The organism is Planctobacterium marinum (genome assembly GCF_036322805.1).
GTDB lineage: Bacteria > Pseudomonadota > Gammaproteobacteria > Enterobacterales > Alteromonadaceae > Planctobacterium > Planctobacterium marinum_A.
Window position 1 is genome coordinate 3,949,653 of sequence record NZ_AP027272.1, and the last position, 15,404, is coordinate 3,965,056.

Consider the following 15,404-nt stretch of genomic DNA (forward strand, 5'->3'; position numbering starts at 1 on the left):
CTTTTTTATCCCGCAATTCAAACTTTATTGATACTCAGGGCGACTTACAAAATAACGTCTCAATATCAGGTAATTTTGTAATGAATAAATTCGCTAAAACCGTCGCCCTGTCCTCCGGCTTTTTGTTAGTTTCCTTGTATGCAATGGCTCGTCAGGCCCCTGTTCCGGTGTACGCTGTGGCCATCGATGATTGTCAGGTCGTTACGCAAATCACGCTGGGAGAGGAAGAATATGAAGCCTGGCAAAAAATACAGGATCTGGAAAAGCAAATGCAGGTTATCCAAGGCCCATTAAAAACTGTAGAAGCCAAGTTTTCTGAATATGGCAAGGAAATGGAAGAATTGAATGAATTAGCGGTGCAGGAAACAGAACAAACCTTGTATATAGATAAAGAGTTGCTGCGCAAGACTGAGAGACTGGCAGACAAAATCTCAGCATTAGCGGATGCACACCAATCCGATTTTGATGCTATAGGTGAGTTGGGAGAGAAAATTGGTGAGCAAGCTGATATCTTTAGTGACACCATAGAGAGCGCATTTGAGGGCCTCGATTACAACCAGGTAAAAATATACAAAGCAGATGAACCACTGGACTTAGAGCAGTGTTACAACGAGCAATTAATGTAGCATTAGCGAAATAATTCAGGGCGGAATTACCGCCCTTTTTGGTGTAAGTAACTAGATTAAACTGACACTCGGCGAGCCTACCAATGTTTCGGCCACTTGTGATCTGGAAGTATTCTCGGCATATTCTGTTGAAAGAATAGTATCCACATAATGCCACTGAGTAGTTACATTTTCAGCGGTAAACGTCAGGGTCATAAAACCTCTATCCATCGCATTCATATATTGCAAATCCTCAACTAACTGAACTATGCCAGCTTCTGTTGCAATAGCATCTTCTGGCGCAATTGAGAGGTACTGCTCTAATCCGGGAGAAGACACGGAGGGTGTCGCAAATTCAACGCCTACTGCATCACCAGAGAGGTCTTTCAGATTATTTGCCCAAGCGTTATGAGTATCACCCGCTAACACCACCAGATTTTTATTAAGCTGCTTCGCAGTACCTAAAATAACCTCACGCTCATAGGCATATCCATCCCAAGCATCAAGGTTGTAAGGGATAGAAGGCAAACTAAGCAGGGCAACAATCTCCGGCGTCAGACGCGCTATATTAGCTTGTAAATAGGCTAATTCTTCACTAGTCAAAGTGGGATCACCCGCTTCAGCGCGTTGTGCCAGTACAGCTATTTGACCAAGCTCCGCATACTCAGCAACAGAAAGCTGCTGAGTAGCTATTGCTGCGGGTAACAGCATGCGCCCCATGAGTACTTGCTGACCCAGTACTTGCCAGGTAGCCGTGGAAATGGACATTGAGCCTTGTAACCAGGTTAGCTGCTCTGCACCTAACATTGTGCGGTTACTATTACTAACATCAGCGGTAAATCCTGCTGAATCAATTGCCCCAGTTGCAGGATCAATATAGTTAGCATAATCAAGCTGTTGATCTCGCGCCACAACACGAGTATCAAGCATGTATAAATCAACCAACTCCCCAAAATTAAATTGGCGATTAATGATTTCGTTGTTACCTTCCACGACTGGTCTGATAGGCATCCACTCGAAATAAGCTTGTAACGCTGCTAGTTTACGCTCTTCGAAATCCCCCTCATCGTCCTGGTGGTTTTCGGCACCATCTCGCCAGGTATCATTAGTAACTTCGTGATCATCCCAAACGGCGATAAACGGCACAGCGGCATGCAACCTCTGCAACCCGGCATCAGTGTGATATTGCGCGTAACGAGTACGGTAGTCTGTCAGGGTTAATAATTCTGCATCAGGTAACACTTCGCGCCCCATAGCAGCGGCATTTTCACTGGCATAGCCATTGCGATCATACTCATAAATGTAGTCTCCAAGATGAAGTACCGCATCGAGATCGTCTTGTTGTGCAGCTAAATCATAAACATTAAAAAAGCCGGCAGGGTAATTGGAGCAGGACATGACAGCCAATTTAACAGAGGTTACGTCCATTGCTGGCAAAGTGCGAGTCATCCCAAAAGGAGAAGTAGTATCACCACTGATAAAACGATAGTAATAAGTAGTGCCCGGCGTTAAATCAATGGCATCAATCTTCAGCGTGTAATCGCTAGCGGAAGAAATATTGGTGCTTCCGCTGGTCACCATCTCTTGAAATTCAGCATCAGTTGCTACTTCCCAGGTCGCCGGAAGTTCACCTTCAAAACCTTCTTCAGTTGGTGTCACTCTGGTCCATAGAATAACTGCATTTTGTGTTGGGTCGCCACTCGCTACTCCATGCTGGAATGCAACGGGAATTGGGTCGGGCTCTGGTGTTGCGGTTGGGGCTTCCACCTCTGGCAGTTTGAGATCATTGCCATCGAGGCACCCCATTAAACCAGAAGAAACTATGGCAAGACCCACCCCTCTGGAGGTGAGTTTCAAAAAGTAGCGTCGGGACAGAGCATTGCTTTTCATCTTTTTATTCGCTTGTGAATATATCAAAAAGCTAGCATGTTGACTCCAGGGTATGACATTTTCATTAAATTAACGTAAATTCTTTACCCATGACGGAGTTTATCAATCATTAGATAATCTGATTATTTTTTTAGACTGTAACGAAGATTTGGCGATCACATCCTTCCATACCAGATTAAAAAACTGCTCAAAACGACCGTTTCCGTCCATTGCTTGTAAGGCTTTTTGTAATTCATCAGCGAGTTCCCTGTTACTTTTTGCTAAGAAAAAAGTAAATTTTGTTGGGTAATAGATAGCCACATCAGGGGATACGGAGATGCCTCTGGTTTGTAAATGCTCATGTTCAAACCACACCTCAAACATACTTCTCGGCAAATAGTCCACGCGCTCAAGCTCTAACAATTTGAATAAACTGCTGTAAGAGGTCGTCCCCTGTACGTTGAATCCATGCTTTTGCAGAATTAAATAATCTGGCCAATCTGGCGACAAACCCGCCAGCATGTTTTTAATTTCAATATCTCCAGTTGTTTTAAATTCGGTTACCCTGGCTTCTTTAATAAGCAATAGACGATATCCGAATAATCCCTGGAAAATATCGAAATCCACTTGAGAGAGATCGTTAACCCTTTCTGGTGTAGAGATGGCCCAAAAAACATCAATCCCCATGCCTTGCTCGACAAGCTTCAAGCTCCTGCCCCTTGGCATACGTATTTCACTGGGCCTTAATTCATACTTTTTTAAGCTCTCTGAATTCTCGAATGCAAACCGCAATAGTTGCAATGGATAACCGGTTCTCTCATCAAAATTGGTTTCCGGACGAGGGTAAAAAAGGCTTAAGGAAGCTTTCGCTTGCAGCTCAGTACATAAAAAAAGTAATAAACAACAACTGTAGCGAAGTATTTTATGTATCAACATCTATGCATAATTCACCGTTAATCTAAACTAAGTTTAGCAGGTTATTTTTACTACCCCATTTGGAATTCTGAAACATTTTTGTTAGCAAAAATTTATTAGTTGCTGTTAGTATTTAAATCTACTTTGTTTTTAGGATTACAGGACAGCAATGAGATTTGATAAATTCCTACGCACTTTGGATATGGGAGATTGTGAAGACCAAATCCAGAGAGAAGCGTTACTTGAAATCGCCATCTTTTTTATGGTGGTAGATGGTACTGTTGATGCAGCTGAAGAAGAAGTTATTCGCAACTGGCTCGCGGAGATAGAATGGAACTCTGATATTTCTGTTCAAGATTTTTATACCAATGGTATGCACAAAGCGAACAATGCAATTGAGCAACAGGACCTGGAACACTTTATTGCTCACCGCAGCAGCCAACTTTTGGACGATGACTTTAAAACTAATGCATTAAAACTCGCCGATGAGATTGCTTCTGCCGATGGCATCATTGATGACAAAGAGAAAGTAGCTTTAGATATATTGAAGAGTTACCTGAATTAGCCCTTCCTTTCTTGTCAAAGGAAGGGATCCTTATAAAGAAAAATTACAGCGATTACTAATATTGCCAGCGCAATAAAAATTTTGATCATATCACTCAATACATTTGAGATTTCATCAGACATGCTTCCCTCACGAATAATAAAATGTTCAGTGAGGGACATCCTAGGTTATTTTTCCCCCCCGATCATGCAACCAAAATGATAGAAAATGAAAGCTTGGTTTGATCAATCTTGTACGACATTGTCCAACGACCTCCTTGCCAAATACATTTGCCTTCTGCAAATGTTTATAAGTTGACTTACTGTTTAAGACTAAAAGTTGCTTTTTACAACCCAACATGACAACGTTGTCATATAATTTAAAAAATAGTATTTTATGATGAAACAACGTGATAAAACTCTGGATATTTTCAGAGGACTGACCGTGTGTTTTATGATTTTGGTAAACACGCCGGGATCGTGGCAGCATATTTATTGGCCCTTAAAACATTCCGACTGGCACGGGGTGACACCAACTGATTTAGTATTCCCTTTCTTTTTATTTGCAGTTGGCAGTTCGCTTTTTCATGTCATCAAGAAAGATAGCAATAAAATAGACACCCTCAGAAAAGCGTTAAAGCGCTCTGTTTTATTGTTTGCCTTTGGATTATTTCTAAATGCCTTTCCTTTTGTGGAGACATTCCATGAATTAAGAATCATGGGAGTCTTGCAACGAATTGCCATATGTTACCTGTTGGCTGTGATAGTAATAGTGTATATACCTGCAAAAAGGATAAGCATATTTTGTTGCTTACTGCTTCTGGTTTACTGGTGCCTTGTTGGTTTTGACAAGACTTATTGGGAACTAAGCGATAATCTGGTAAGAGAAATTGACCTTCTCATTCTAGGTCAAAACCACATGTATCAGGGTTTTGGCATTCCCTTTGAACCAGAAGGGTTGCTGAGTTGTTTTCCTGCAACGGTTTCTGTTTTATTTGGCTACCGAACAACTCAGCTGATATCAGTTACTGACACCACAAAAGCTAAGAATCTCGCTCTTTTAAAATACGGTATTGCTCTTACAGCCGTTAGTTTATTGTGGATGTTGTTTTTACCTCTGAATAAACCCCTGTGGAGCAGCAGTTATGTATTGCTGACAACTGGCCTTGCTCAAATTTTACTTGGTGTTATTTATCTCTCAGAAAAGCTCCCCGTATTTCGAATGATCAATGGTCTCATGGAAATCTACGGGAGTAATCCACTGCTTGTTTATATCCTTTCTTGGCTTTTTGCTGCGAGTTTAGCGTTGCCGCTTTTCGACCCTTTGATTTATCCTTCACAATCTTTAACCGGACTATATTTCGATACTGCATCCACTTTCATACCTGCAAAGCTTGCCTCGTTAAGCCATGCCATCTTAACCGTAGCTCTTTTTTATTTGCTATCACTGTGTTTGTACAAAAAACGGATCTTTATCAAGATCTAGTAATCCAATGCATGGGCGGGGATCAGAGCCTTACCGTGGATGCTTCTGTTGGTTCACGATGAAGTTTAATAAAAGCTGATACTGATATTATGCCGGATCTGACCTCGTATGCTGACAGGTGTTATTGTAGGTTCGGCTTTAGCCGGACAAAGACGAGAACTTGTAACTAAGTTTTCGAGATAAATCTCGACCTACAGGTATTACTTTATTCGTCTCATCCCTGAGACTCACCCCTTCGGGGCCGTGCTAAAGCACGTTCAAATTTGTTCCAGACAAATTTGTCACATGAGGGGTGAAGCCCGTCTCGGACGAAGTGAAAACTTGGAGCTTTGTCAGGGCTGAACGACCCGGCAAGGATGGCGAGGCTGGGTGACAATCATCAGGGATGTGTTAACGACTAACATGACCAGACAACCTATAGCACCGCCCACCCGAACGACTCGCCATGGATGGCGAGGCTGGATGCCCCTTCAGGGACGATTGTTACTCGTGCTCTAATCAGACAATAAGTAAAGCCATGTTAAACAATGGGTTAGGCATCTCTTGTAGATTAGCGCAGCTAATCACCATTTAGGGGAAGGGCTATCCGTTGATGCTGATACAACACCATGACTTTTCGGAATCGCAAATGCAAAAAGGGCTACCCTTTCGGATAACCCTTTCTCTAAATAGGAGCCTGGCGGTGTGCTACTCTCACATGGGGGTGAAGGCGGATTCTTTAGCTGCGCAGCAGCGCCCGCCTGAACGACTCGCCATGGATGGCGAGGCTGGATGCCCCTTCAGGGACGATTGTTACTCGTGCTCTAATCACAACGCAGATGATGAAGTTACTATTGATGGGTTAGGTTTCCCCATGAGGTAGCACGGTAAGTTCTATTTAGAAAGGAGGCTACCCGACATGAACGCCAGGAATGATAATGTTTACTGCCGCAGAAACGAAAAAAGGCCACCCAACTGGGTAGCCTTCTTTCTAAATAGGAGCCTGGCGGTGTGCTACTCTCACATGGGGAAGCCCCACACTACCATCGCCGCTAATACGTTTCACTGCTGAGTTCGGAATGGATTCAGGTGGTTCCGTATCGCTATGGCCGCCAGACAAAAACTGGAAACAAACTTGGAAATTCTGATAAATCGTGTATGAGGGTAAGCGCGTCTTACTCTTAACATAAGCAAGTGCTTGTTTGTCACAACACCAAATAATACCGGGTGTTGTATGATTAAGCCTCGCGGGCAATTAGTACAGGTTAGCTTAACGCCTTACAACGCTTCCACACCCTGCCTATCAACGTCTTAGTCTTAAACAACCCTTCAGGACAGTTAAACTGTCAGGGATGACTCATCTTTGGGCCGGCTTCCCGCTTAGATGCTTTCAGCGGTTATCCGTTCCGAACGTAGCTACCGGGCAATGCGATTGGCATCACAACCCGAACACCAGCGGTTCGTCCACTCCGGTCCTCTCGTACTAGGAGCAGCTCCCATCAATCATCCAACGCCCACACCAGATAGGGACCGAACTGTCTCACGACGTTCTAAACCCAGCTCGCGTACCACTTTAAATGGCGAACAGCCATACCCTTGGGACCGACTTCAGCCCCAGGATGTGATGAGCCGACATCGAGGTGCCAAACACCGCCGTCGATATGAACTCTTGGGCGGTATCAGCCTGTTATCCCCGGAGTACCTTTTATCCGTTGAGCGATGGCCCTTCCATTCAGAACCACCGGATCACTATGACCTACTTTCGTATCTGCTCGACGTGTCTGTCTCGCAGTTAAGCTAGCTTATGCCATTGCACTAACCTCACGATGTCCGACCGTGATTAGCTAACCTTCGTGCTCCTCCGTTACTATTTGGGAGGAGACCGCCCCAGTCAAACTACCCACCAGACACTGTCCACAACCCGGATTACGGGTCAGTGTTAGAACATCAAACATACAAGGGTGGTATTTCAAGGACGGCTCCACGCTATCTGGCGACAACGCTTCAAAGCCTCCCACCTATCCTACACATGTAGGGTCAATGTTCAGTGCCAAGCTGTAGTAAAGGTTCACGGGGTCTTTCCGTCTAGGTGCGGGTACACAGCATCTTCACTGCGATTTCAATTTCACTGAGTCTCGGGTGGAGACAGCATGGCCATGGTTACACCATTCGTGCAGGTCGGAACTTACCCGACAAGGAATTTCGCTACCTTAGGACCGTTATAGTTACGGCCGCCGTTTACCGGGGCTTCGATCAAGAGCTTCGCTTACGCTAACCCCATCAATTAACCTTCCGGCACCGGGCAGGTGTCACACCGTATACGTCATCTTTCGATTTAGCACAGTGCTGTGTTTTTAATAAACAGTCCCAGCCATCTGGTCACTGCGACCCCCATCTGCTTACCACGCGAAGTGTTCACAAACAGGGGCGTACCTTCTCCCGAAGTTACGGTACTATTTTGCCGAGTTCCTTCACCCGAGTTCTCTCAAGCGCCTTAGTATTCTCTACCTGACCACCTGTGTCGGTTTGGGGTACGGTTCTTATATACATACGTTTAGAGGATTTTCCTGGAAGCCGGGCATCAACTGCTTCGCTACCGTAGTAGCTCGTCTCGTGTCTCGGCCTTAGGAACCCGGATTTACCTGAGTCCCCAGCCTACGCACTTTCACGTGGACAACCAACGCCACGCCAGCCTAGCCTTCTCCGTCACCCCATCACTGTATATAAAAGTACGGGAATATTAACCCGTTTCCCATCGACTACGCATTTCTGCCTCGCCTTAGGGGCCGACTTACCCTGCCCTGATTAGCATGGGACAGGAAACCTTGGTCTTCCGGCGTGGGGGTTTTTCACCCCCATTATCGTTACTCATGTCAGCATTCGCACTTGTGATATGTCCAGCAAACCTCTCGATTCACCTTCATCCACTTACACAACGCTCCCCTACCCAGCACTTACGTGCTGCCGCAGCTTCGGTATATTGCTTAGCCCCGTTACATCTTCCGCGCAGGCCGACTCGACTAGTGAGCTATTACGCTTTCTTTAAAGGGTGGCTGCTTCTAAGCCAACCTCCTAGCTGTCTTAGCCTTCCCACATCGTTTCCCACTTAGCAATATTTGGGGACCTTAGCTGGCGGTCTGGGTTGTTTCCCTCTCCACGACGGACGTTAGCACCCGCCGTGTGTCTCCCGGATAGTACTCATTGGTATTCGGAGTTTGCATGGGGTTGGTAAGTCGGGATGACCCCCTAGCCCAAACAGTGCTCTACCCCCAATGGTATTCGTCCGAGGCGCTACCTAAATAGCTTTCGGGGAGAACCAGCTATCTCCCGGTTTGATTGGCCTTTCACCCCCAGCCACAGGTCATCCCCTAACTTTTCAACGTTAGTGGGTTCGGTCCTCCAGTTGATGTTACTCAACCTTCAACCTGCCCATGGCTAGATCACCGGGTTTCGGGTCTATACCTTGCAACTACGCGCCCAGTTAAGACTCGCTTTCGCTACGGCTCCCCTATTCGGTTAACCTCGCTACAAAATATAAGTCGCTGACCCATTATACAAAAGGTACGCAGTCACAGAACAAGTCTGCTCCCACTGCTTGTACGTATACGGTTTCAGGTTCTATTTCACTCCCCTCGCCGGGGTTCTTTTCGCCTTTCCCTCACGGTACTGGTTCACTATCGGTCAGTCAGGAGTATTTAGCCTTGGAGGATGGTCCCCCCATCTTCAGACAAGATAACACGTGTCCCGTCCTACTTAATATGTGCTTTATGTTGCTTCGTGTACGGGGCTATCACCCTGTATCGCTCAACTTCCCAGAAGATTCCACTACAACATAAACCATCGGCTGTTACCCGTTCGCTCGCCGCTACTAAGGCAATCTCAATTGATTTCTTTTCCTGAGGGTACTTAGATGTTTCAGTTCCCCTCGTTTGCTTCTGCAACCTATGAATTCAGTTACAGATGACCTAAAAGGCCGGGTTTCCCCATTCGGACATCGTAGGTTATAACGGGTTTTATCACCTTACCTACGCTTTTCGCAGATTTACACGTCCTTCATCGCCTCTGACTGCCAAGGCATCCACCGTATACGCTTAGTCACTTAATCATACAACCCCTGTATCACTCAATGTTGCCATCTTATGAACAGACGCTGCTGTTGACTGTAACTCGCCTATGTCAGATAGAGTAAAACGCTATCGTTTACCCTAAATTTTTAAAAATACATACTTGGTTGATATCAAATGCATTACTTTTGCAATACATCAATATCGATGATTTATCAGCTTTTCCAGTTTGTTAAAGAACAGTTTAGAGTATGACCTCCATGGAAGGAGGAAAGCTCTGTAATTGCATGGAGCAATTCAGACAAAAACCCTAATGAATAATCTCTAGCGAGCCTATTCATTAAGGCATTTCAGTCTGCGTAAAGAAGTGGTGGAGCTAAGCAGGATCGAACTGCTGACCTCCTGAATGCAAATCAGGCGCTCTCCCAGCTGAGCTATAGCCCCATAATCTATTACCGAAGATTGGGATTATAATCTTTCTTAGGCGAGGTTTGAGTGAGGACGTTTAGCCTGCTAAACGACGAACTCAATAACGAAGCATAAGGAAGATTTGGTAGGCCTGGGCAGACTTGAACTGCCGACCTCACCCTTATCAGGGGTGCGCTCTAACCAGCTGAGCTACAGGCCTATGATGCACCTGAGCCAACGGCTTAGGCTGTCTTCGGTCTTCTTTACTTTTAAACAATAAAACAATCTGTGTGAACATCGAATTGAATTCAATTCGACACCTTTACGTAAGGAGGTGATCCAACCCCAGGTTCCCCTAGGGTTACCTTGTTACGACTTCACCCCAGTCATGAAACACAAAGTGGTAATCGCCCTCCCGAAGGTTAGACTAACTACTTCTTTTGCATCCCACTCCCATGGTGTGACGGGCGGTGTGTACAAGGCCCGGGAACGTATTCACCGCAGTATGCTGACCTGCGATTACTAGCGATTCCGACTTCATGGAGTCGAGTTGCAGACTCCAATCCGGACTACGACAGACTTTAAGGGCTCCGCTCCACATCACTGTCTCGCATCCCTCTGTATCTGCCATTGTAGCACGTGTGTAGCCCTACACGTAAGGGCCATGATGACTTGACGTCGTCCCCACCTTCCTCCGGTTTGTCACCGGCAGTCTCCTTAAAGTGCCCAACCAAATGCTGGCAACTAAGGACAAGGGTTGCGCTCGTTGCGGGACTTAACCCAACATCTCACGACACGAGCTGACGACAGCCATGCAGCACCTGTGTCAGAGTTCCCGAAGGCACCAATCCATCTCTGGAAAGTTCTCTGCATGTCAAGTGTAGGTAAGGTTCTTCGCGTTGCATCGAATTAAACCACATGCTCCACCGCTTGTGCGGGCCCCCGTCAATTCATTTGAGTTTTAACCTTGCGGCCGTACTCCCCAGGCGGTCTACTTAGCGCGTTAGCTTCGCTACACACAGAAATGAATCCGCATACAGCTAGTAGACAGCGTTTACGGCGTGGACTACCAGGGTATCTAATCCTGTTCGCTACCCACGCTTTCGCACATGAGCGTCAGTTTTTGGCCAGGGAGCCGCCTTCGCCACTGATGTTCCTCCAGATATCTACGCATTTCACCGCTACACCTGGAATTCCACTCCCCTCTCCAAAACTCTAGCCATACAGTTCCAAATGACTCTCCCAGGTTAAGCCCGGGGCTTTCACATCTGGCTTATATAGCCGCCTGCGTGCGCTTTACGCCCAGTAATTCCGATTAACGCTCGCACCCTCCGTATTACCGCGGCTGCTGGCACGGAGTTAGCCGGTGCTTCTTCTGTTGCTAACGTCACAGCTGATGGGTATTAACCATCAACCTTTCCTCACAACTGAAAGTGCTTTACAACCCGAAGGCCTTCTTCACACACGCGGCATGGCTGCATCAGGGTTTCCCCCATTGTGCAATATTCCCCACTGCTGCCTCCCGTAGGAGTCTGGGCCGTGTCTCAGTCCCAGTGTGGCTGATCTTCCTCTCAGAACAGCTAGAGATCGTCGCCTTGGTGAGCCGTTACCTCACCAACAAGCTAATCTCGCTTAGGTTCATCCCAGGGCGAGAGCCGAAGCCCCCTTTGGTCCGTAGACGTTATGCGGTATTAGCCATCGTTTCCAATGGTTGTCCCCCACCCCGGGGCAGTTCCCTAAGTATTACTCACCCGTCCGCCACTCGTCAGCGAAGTGCAAGCACTTCCTGTTACCGTTCGACTTGCATGTGTTAGGCCTGCCGCCAGCGTTCAATCTGAGCCATGATCAAACTCTTCAATTAAAATCGAAAATATAAATTTTTTGGGTCGACATCAAAATCAATCGATGCCCACACAGATTGTCTTATTGCTGATTGTTAAAGAACGTTGCCGTTTTCGGCTGCTTGAGTCTCTCCTCAAGCGGGATGCGCATTCTACACTTCCCTTTGTGACTGTCAACATTTTATTTGAATTTATTTTTTCAAGTAACTTGTTGAAGTCCGCCTCACTAAAGGCCTGTAGAGTTTTTACGCAATTCAGTTTTTGTGCCTTTAGCAGCTGCTCCCGAGTGTTTCCCCCTGAAGCGAGCGCGCATTCTACAGACATCATCTTCACCGTCAACACTTTATTGTAAATTTTTGACAAAAAAGGTTTGTTCGCTGATTTATTGACCATGCCGCTGTAAAAACCATCTATTACCGGCATCTGTCGGGCTATATTGCTTAATCAAAGGGGGCTTTGTAGTTCCATCTATATGAATAATCAGTACGGCAGTCACCGCCCGCGTATACCTACAGTAGCTTTGCAACATAACATTGTGTTTGAGCAGATATTGGTTACTATGTTCTATTGTGCGTGAATTTATTCGGTGTCACCTTTTCAGGGATACAAAAGCGCACTATTACTTATTACAATAATTATAGTTAAAGGATATCTCATGCCACTTTTCTTACCAGGCTTGGCAATTGGTGCACTTATTGGTGTAGCAGGCTATTTGCTCTTAGCATTTGAACTTTTCAATCTCGATTCATCCATTGCTTTTTTAGCTGGCGCTCTTATTTCAGCGTTAACCATAAGTTTCGCAGCGAAAAACAAAGACGTTTCTGACGATACAGAAGATTCTGATAGCGAATTAGCTACCTTATATGTAGGAAACCTTCCTTATCGAGTAAACGAACAAGCCGTAAAAGACTATTTTGAAAAAGTCACTAAGGTTCATTCTGTTAGACTATTACGGGATCGAAAAACAGGAAAACGCAAAGGCTTCGGTTTTGTTGAAGTACCCGAAAAAGACGTCGACAACATTATCAAAAAGCTCAATGACAGTGAATTTGAAGATCGCACATTGAAGGTACGCGTTGCCAAAGACAGAAATGACAGGGATGAATCTTGAGCTGATTCAGCACTTTTGGTGAAACAAAAAAGGCGCTTTAGCGCCTTTTTTATTAGGTTACATTATTTGGTTCAGGTTCAGGGACAGAACTTTGGGCTTCGGGTAGACTACTCAACAACCTCTGATTAAACTCCTGAAAACGATTAAACGCTTCAAGTAACTCTGGTGTTTTTATATTCTCAACTTCGCTGATAAGACCATTCACGAGTTCATCAAAGGTATTACGTTGGCCAAAGATTTGATCGTTTTTACCGATGGAGTCCAACAAATTATCCAGATATTCAGAGATAGTTTTGATCGGTGGTCTTTCGGTTTTCTCTGCTTCACTCTCATTATAATTGGAAACCTGCTCGTAACGCTGCACGGTTTCCAACTGCTCACTCTTGGATAGCTCCAAAGCAAATGCTGTAATTTGCGAGTCTTCCAGCCCTATGTCGCTTGCCTGCTGATAAGCTTTCTCGATGTCACCATTAAAAAACTCATCAACAACTCCGGACGTTTGCTCCACAAACTTGGCGATATCTTCCAACTCTTGGGCGCTTAAGTCGCCTTTTACCGAAAAACTAAATCGCTCACTTTGGAAAAACTCATAGGATTCTCTGTATCCAGCCGCGACTTCGACAGTTCCACCTTCGGATGTCTGCTGGCTAGCGTACACTTCTTGTTGGGCTCTAAAACGCTGAATAGATTCGAAAGAAATAGTAACCTCATCGCCTTCAGCCGTTCTCAGTTTCAGTTCGCTACTCTCTTCCTGAGTCCCAGCGACACCCAAGCTTGCGCCGACAGCTTCAGATTCAGGTTTACCAAAGTACTCTTCTTTGAGCTCATCTAAGCCTTTAGTAATAGCTTTAAGACTATTAGTGATCCCCTCATCTAACTCTTCATTCATAAATGCTGCAAGATCTTTGCGTGCCAAGGAAATCCCCTTCTCAACACCTTTGCGAGCCTGCTCAAACATTTCAGTGAGTTTTTCATCATCAGCGCCATTTTGCTTTGCTAACTTCAACGCGCCACCAATGAAGGTGAGAACATTCTCAGCCACTTCTTCAAAGTCAAATGGTTGATTTTTGGGTTTGGGTTTTAAGTCCGCCAATAATTCTGCTTGACCGGAAAACATCACATTCTGGTCGAAACTAGATTGCAGAATACGAGCGGCAGCAACAGACTTGGCATTGCTACTCAGCGACACCTGTTCGTCTACCATTGCCTTTAAAGCCTGATTGTCCCCTGCCGTAGCTAGTTTATCAGGCGTTACCTTTTTACCCTCCACTTGCGCTTTTTCGGCACCTGTGGATTTGATATCACCTAAGTTCATGACACTTTCCTCAATTAACCTCATCCATGTTATCGACCCCGACAGTACAGATTTTAGTCTCTATTACAGATAAAGTCAGGGATGCACTGATTTTCAGCCAGTTTATGGTATTATTCGCGATTGCTTAAACCTTCTAACCAACCTAATTTTGGTGACCACCGCACTATGCAAAACTTCTCCAGTGACCCTGAGCAATATCAGGTACAACTCAACGAAAAGCACGAACGATTAACAACACTTTTCCAACCATACTATCGCGATGAATTGGAGGTATACCCTTCTCCACCAAAAAATTACCGTTCCAGGGCGGAGTTTAGAGTGTGGCATGAAGGCGATGAGCTATACCACATAATGTTTAACAAAGAGAGCAAAGAGAAGTACCGCGTGGACCAATTTCCGGTGGCAATAGAAACCATTAACGAACTTATGGCTCTGCTGCTTTCTCATATAAAAGATAAGCCGGTTCTACGCCGCAAGTTGTTCCAAATAGATTATTTAAGTGGGCTAAGTGGCGAGACTGTTATTTCATTGCTTTACCACCGTCAATTGGATGCAGAGTGGGAAGCCGCCATTTCTGATTTAAAAGAGAAGCTTGGAACCACTCATAAAGTCCATTTTGTCGGACGAGCCAGAAAGCAAAAGGTAGTAAAAGAGCAGGATTACATCACCGAGACCCTCTCCGTGCATAATCAGGAATACCATTTTATGCACATTGAAAACAGTTTCACTCAGCCAAACCCATACGTTAATCAGGCCATGATTGAATGGTGTCTCGACAATACCAAAAAAAATAAGGAAAGTGACCTCCTTGAGTTTTATTGTGGCGCCGGCAACTTCTCTATTCCACTGGCGCAAAACTTTCGCAAAGTGGTGGGAACTGAAATATCCCGCACTTCGGTAATGGCCGCGAACCACAACATTAAACTAAACAAGCTGGATAATGTGTTTGTTGCCCGAATGTCCAGTGAGGAATTTACCGAATACTACAAAAACGGGGGCAATAAAAAGCGCCTTGAAGGTGCGGGACTTGACGAGCTCGATATATCAACGGTTTTGGTGGATCCTCCCCGAGCCGGAGTTGATCCCGAAACCATAGAGTTGATAAGGGATTATAATGAAATTATTTATATATCCTGTAACCCGGAAACATTGATAGATAATATAGCCAGCCTCAACAGTAGCCATGATGTCGCTAAAGTAGCACTATTCGATCAGTTTCCTTATACCCATCACATCGAAACAGGCGTGATTTTAAGAAAAAGGTAGGG

General features: G+C 45.3%; 8 protein-coding genes, 2 tRNA genes and 3 rRNA genes. 5 read left to right on the forward strand and 8 right to left on the reverse strand.

The window, feature by feature from the left end:
• Positions 1 to 80: 80 nt before the first annotated feature.
• Positions 81 to 626, forward strand: coding sequence for a hypothetical protein (locus AABA75_RS17460; RefSeq protein WP_338294029.1), 546 nt, complete (start codon positions 81 to 83; stop codon positions 624 to 626).
• A 51-nt stretch (positions 627 to 677) separates the two neighbouring features.
• On the opposite strand, the gene AABA75_RS17465 is transcribed toward AABA75_RS17460, so the two are convergent.
• Together AABA75_RS17465 and AABA75_RS17470 are read right to left on the reverse strand one after the other, a co-directional pair.
• Positions 678 to 2,495, reverse strand: a complete 1,818-nt coding sequence (locus tag AABA75_RS17465) for an alkaline phosphatase D family protein (protein WP_338294030.1) — start codon at positions 2,493 to 2,495, stop codon at positions 678 to 680.
• 102 nt (positions 2,496 to 2,597) lie between these two features.
• Positions 2,598 to 3,182, reverse strand: coding sequence for a hypothetical protein (locus AABA75_RS17470; RefSeq protein ID WP_338294031.1), 585 nt, complete (start codon positions 3,180 to 3,182; stop codon positions 2,598 to 2,600).
• Between the two features lie 376 nt (positions 3,183 to 3,558).
• On the opposite strand from AABA75_RS17470, the gene AABA75_RS17475 reads away from it, so the two are divergent.
• Together AABA75_RS17475 and AABA75_RS17480 are read left to right on the forward strand one after the other, a co-directional pair.
• Positions 3,559 to 3,954 carry a TerB family tellurite resistance protein gene (locus tag AABA75_RS17475; protein ID WP_338294032.1) on the forward strand — a complete coding sequence of 132 codons (396 nt, stop codon included), beginning with the start codon at positions 3,559 to 3,561 and terminating at the stop codon, positions 3,952 to 3,954.
• A gap of 375 nt (positions 3,955 to 4,329) precedes the next feature.
• Entirely contained in the window at positions 4,330 to 5,418 is a 1,089-nt protein-coding gene (locus tag AABA75_RS17480) for an acyltransferase family protein (RefSeq protein WP_338294033.1), read from the forward strand.
• Between the two features lie 980 nt (positions 5,419 to 6,398).
• Here AABA75_RS17480 and rrf read toward each other — a convergent pair.
• The 5 genes from rrf to AABA75_RS17505 form a co-directional block, all read right to left on the reverse strand.
• A 5S ribosomal RNA gene (gene rrf / locus AABA75_RS17485) occupies positions 6,399 to 6,514 on the reverse strand.
• Positions 6,515 to 6,631: 117 nt separating this feature from the next.
• Positions 6,632 to 9,502 (reverse strand): 23S ribosomal RNA (locus AABA75_RS17490).
• Positions 9,503 to 9,829: 327 nt separating this feature from the next.
• Positions 9,830 to 9,905: transfer RNA gene (locus AABA75_RS17495), tRNA-Ala, on the reverse strand.
• 107 nt (positions 9,906 to 10,012) lie between these two features.
• A tRNA-Ile gene (locus tag AABA75_RS17500) sits at positions 10,013 to 10,089 on the reverse strand.
• A 107-nt stretch (positions 10,090 to 10,196) separates the two neighbouring features.
• Positions 10,197 to 11,730, reverse strand: a 16S ribosomal RNA gene (locus AABA75_RS17505).
• The 16S, 23S and 5S rRNA genes sit together here with 2 tRNA genes alongside, the layout of an rRNA operon.
• A gap of 635 nt (positions 11,731 to 12,365) precedes the next feature.
• Between AABA75_RS17505 and AABA75_RS17510 the strand changes: the two genes are divergently transcribed.
• On the forward strand, positions 12,366 to 12,821 hold the full coding sequence (locus AABA75_RS17510; RefSeq protein ID WP_338294034.1) for an RNA recognition motif domain-containing protein: 456 nt from the start codon (positions 12,366 to 12,368) through the stop codon (positions 12,819 to 12,821).
• Between the two features lie 52 nt (positions 12,822 to 12,873).
• Here the strand turns inward: AABA75_RS17510 and AABA75_RS17515 are convergent, their stop codons facing one another.
• A complete protein-coding gene (locus tag AABA75_RS17515) occupies positions 12,874 to 14,136 on the reverse strand; it encodes a DUF5610 domain-containing protein (RefSeq protein ID WP_338294035.1) in 1,263 nt (420 codons plus the stop codon).
• Positions 14,137 to 14,301: 165 nt separating this feature from the next.
• On the opposite strand from AABA75_RS17515, the gene trmA reads away from it, so the two are divergent.
• Complete coding sequence (gene trmA / locus AABA75_RS17520; RefSeq protein WP_338294877.1) at positions 14,302 to 15,402, forward strand: tRNA (uridine(54)-C5)-methyltransferase TrmA; 1,101 nt, start codon at positions 14,302 to 14,304, stop codon at positions 15,400 to 15,402.
• Positions 15,403 to 15,404 lie beyond the last annotated feature (2 nt).

Coding starts and splice junctions, on each gene's coding strand:
- AABA75_RS17510 (WP_338294034.1), top strand. CDS start 12,366: ATGCCACTTTTCTTACCAGGCTTGGCAATTGGTGCACTTATTGGTGTA.
- trmA (WP_338294877.1), top strand. CDS start 14,302: ATGCAAAACTTCTCCAGTGACCCTGAGCAATATCAGGTACAACTCAAC.
- AABA75_RS17465 (WP_338294030.1), bottom strand. CDS start 2,495: ATGAAAAGCAATGCTCTGTCCCGACGCTACTTTTTGAAACTCACCTCC.
- AABA75_RS17515 (WP_338294035.1), bottom strand. CDS start 14,136: ATGAACTTAGGTGATATCAAATCCACAGGTGCCGAAAAAGCGCAAGTG.
- AABA75_RS17480 (WP_338294033.1), top strand. CDS start 4,330: ATGATGAAACAACGTGATAAAACTCTGGATATTTTCAGAGGACTGACC.
- AABA75_RS17460 (WP_338294029.1), top strand. CDS start 81: ATGAATAAATTCGCTAAAACCGTCGCCCTGTCCTCCGGCTTTTTGTTA.
- AABA75_RS17475 (WP_338294032.1), top strand. CDS start 3,559: ATGAGATTTGATAAATTCCTACGCACTTTGGATATGGGAGATTGTGAA.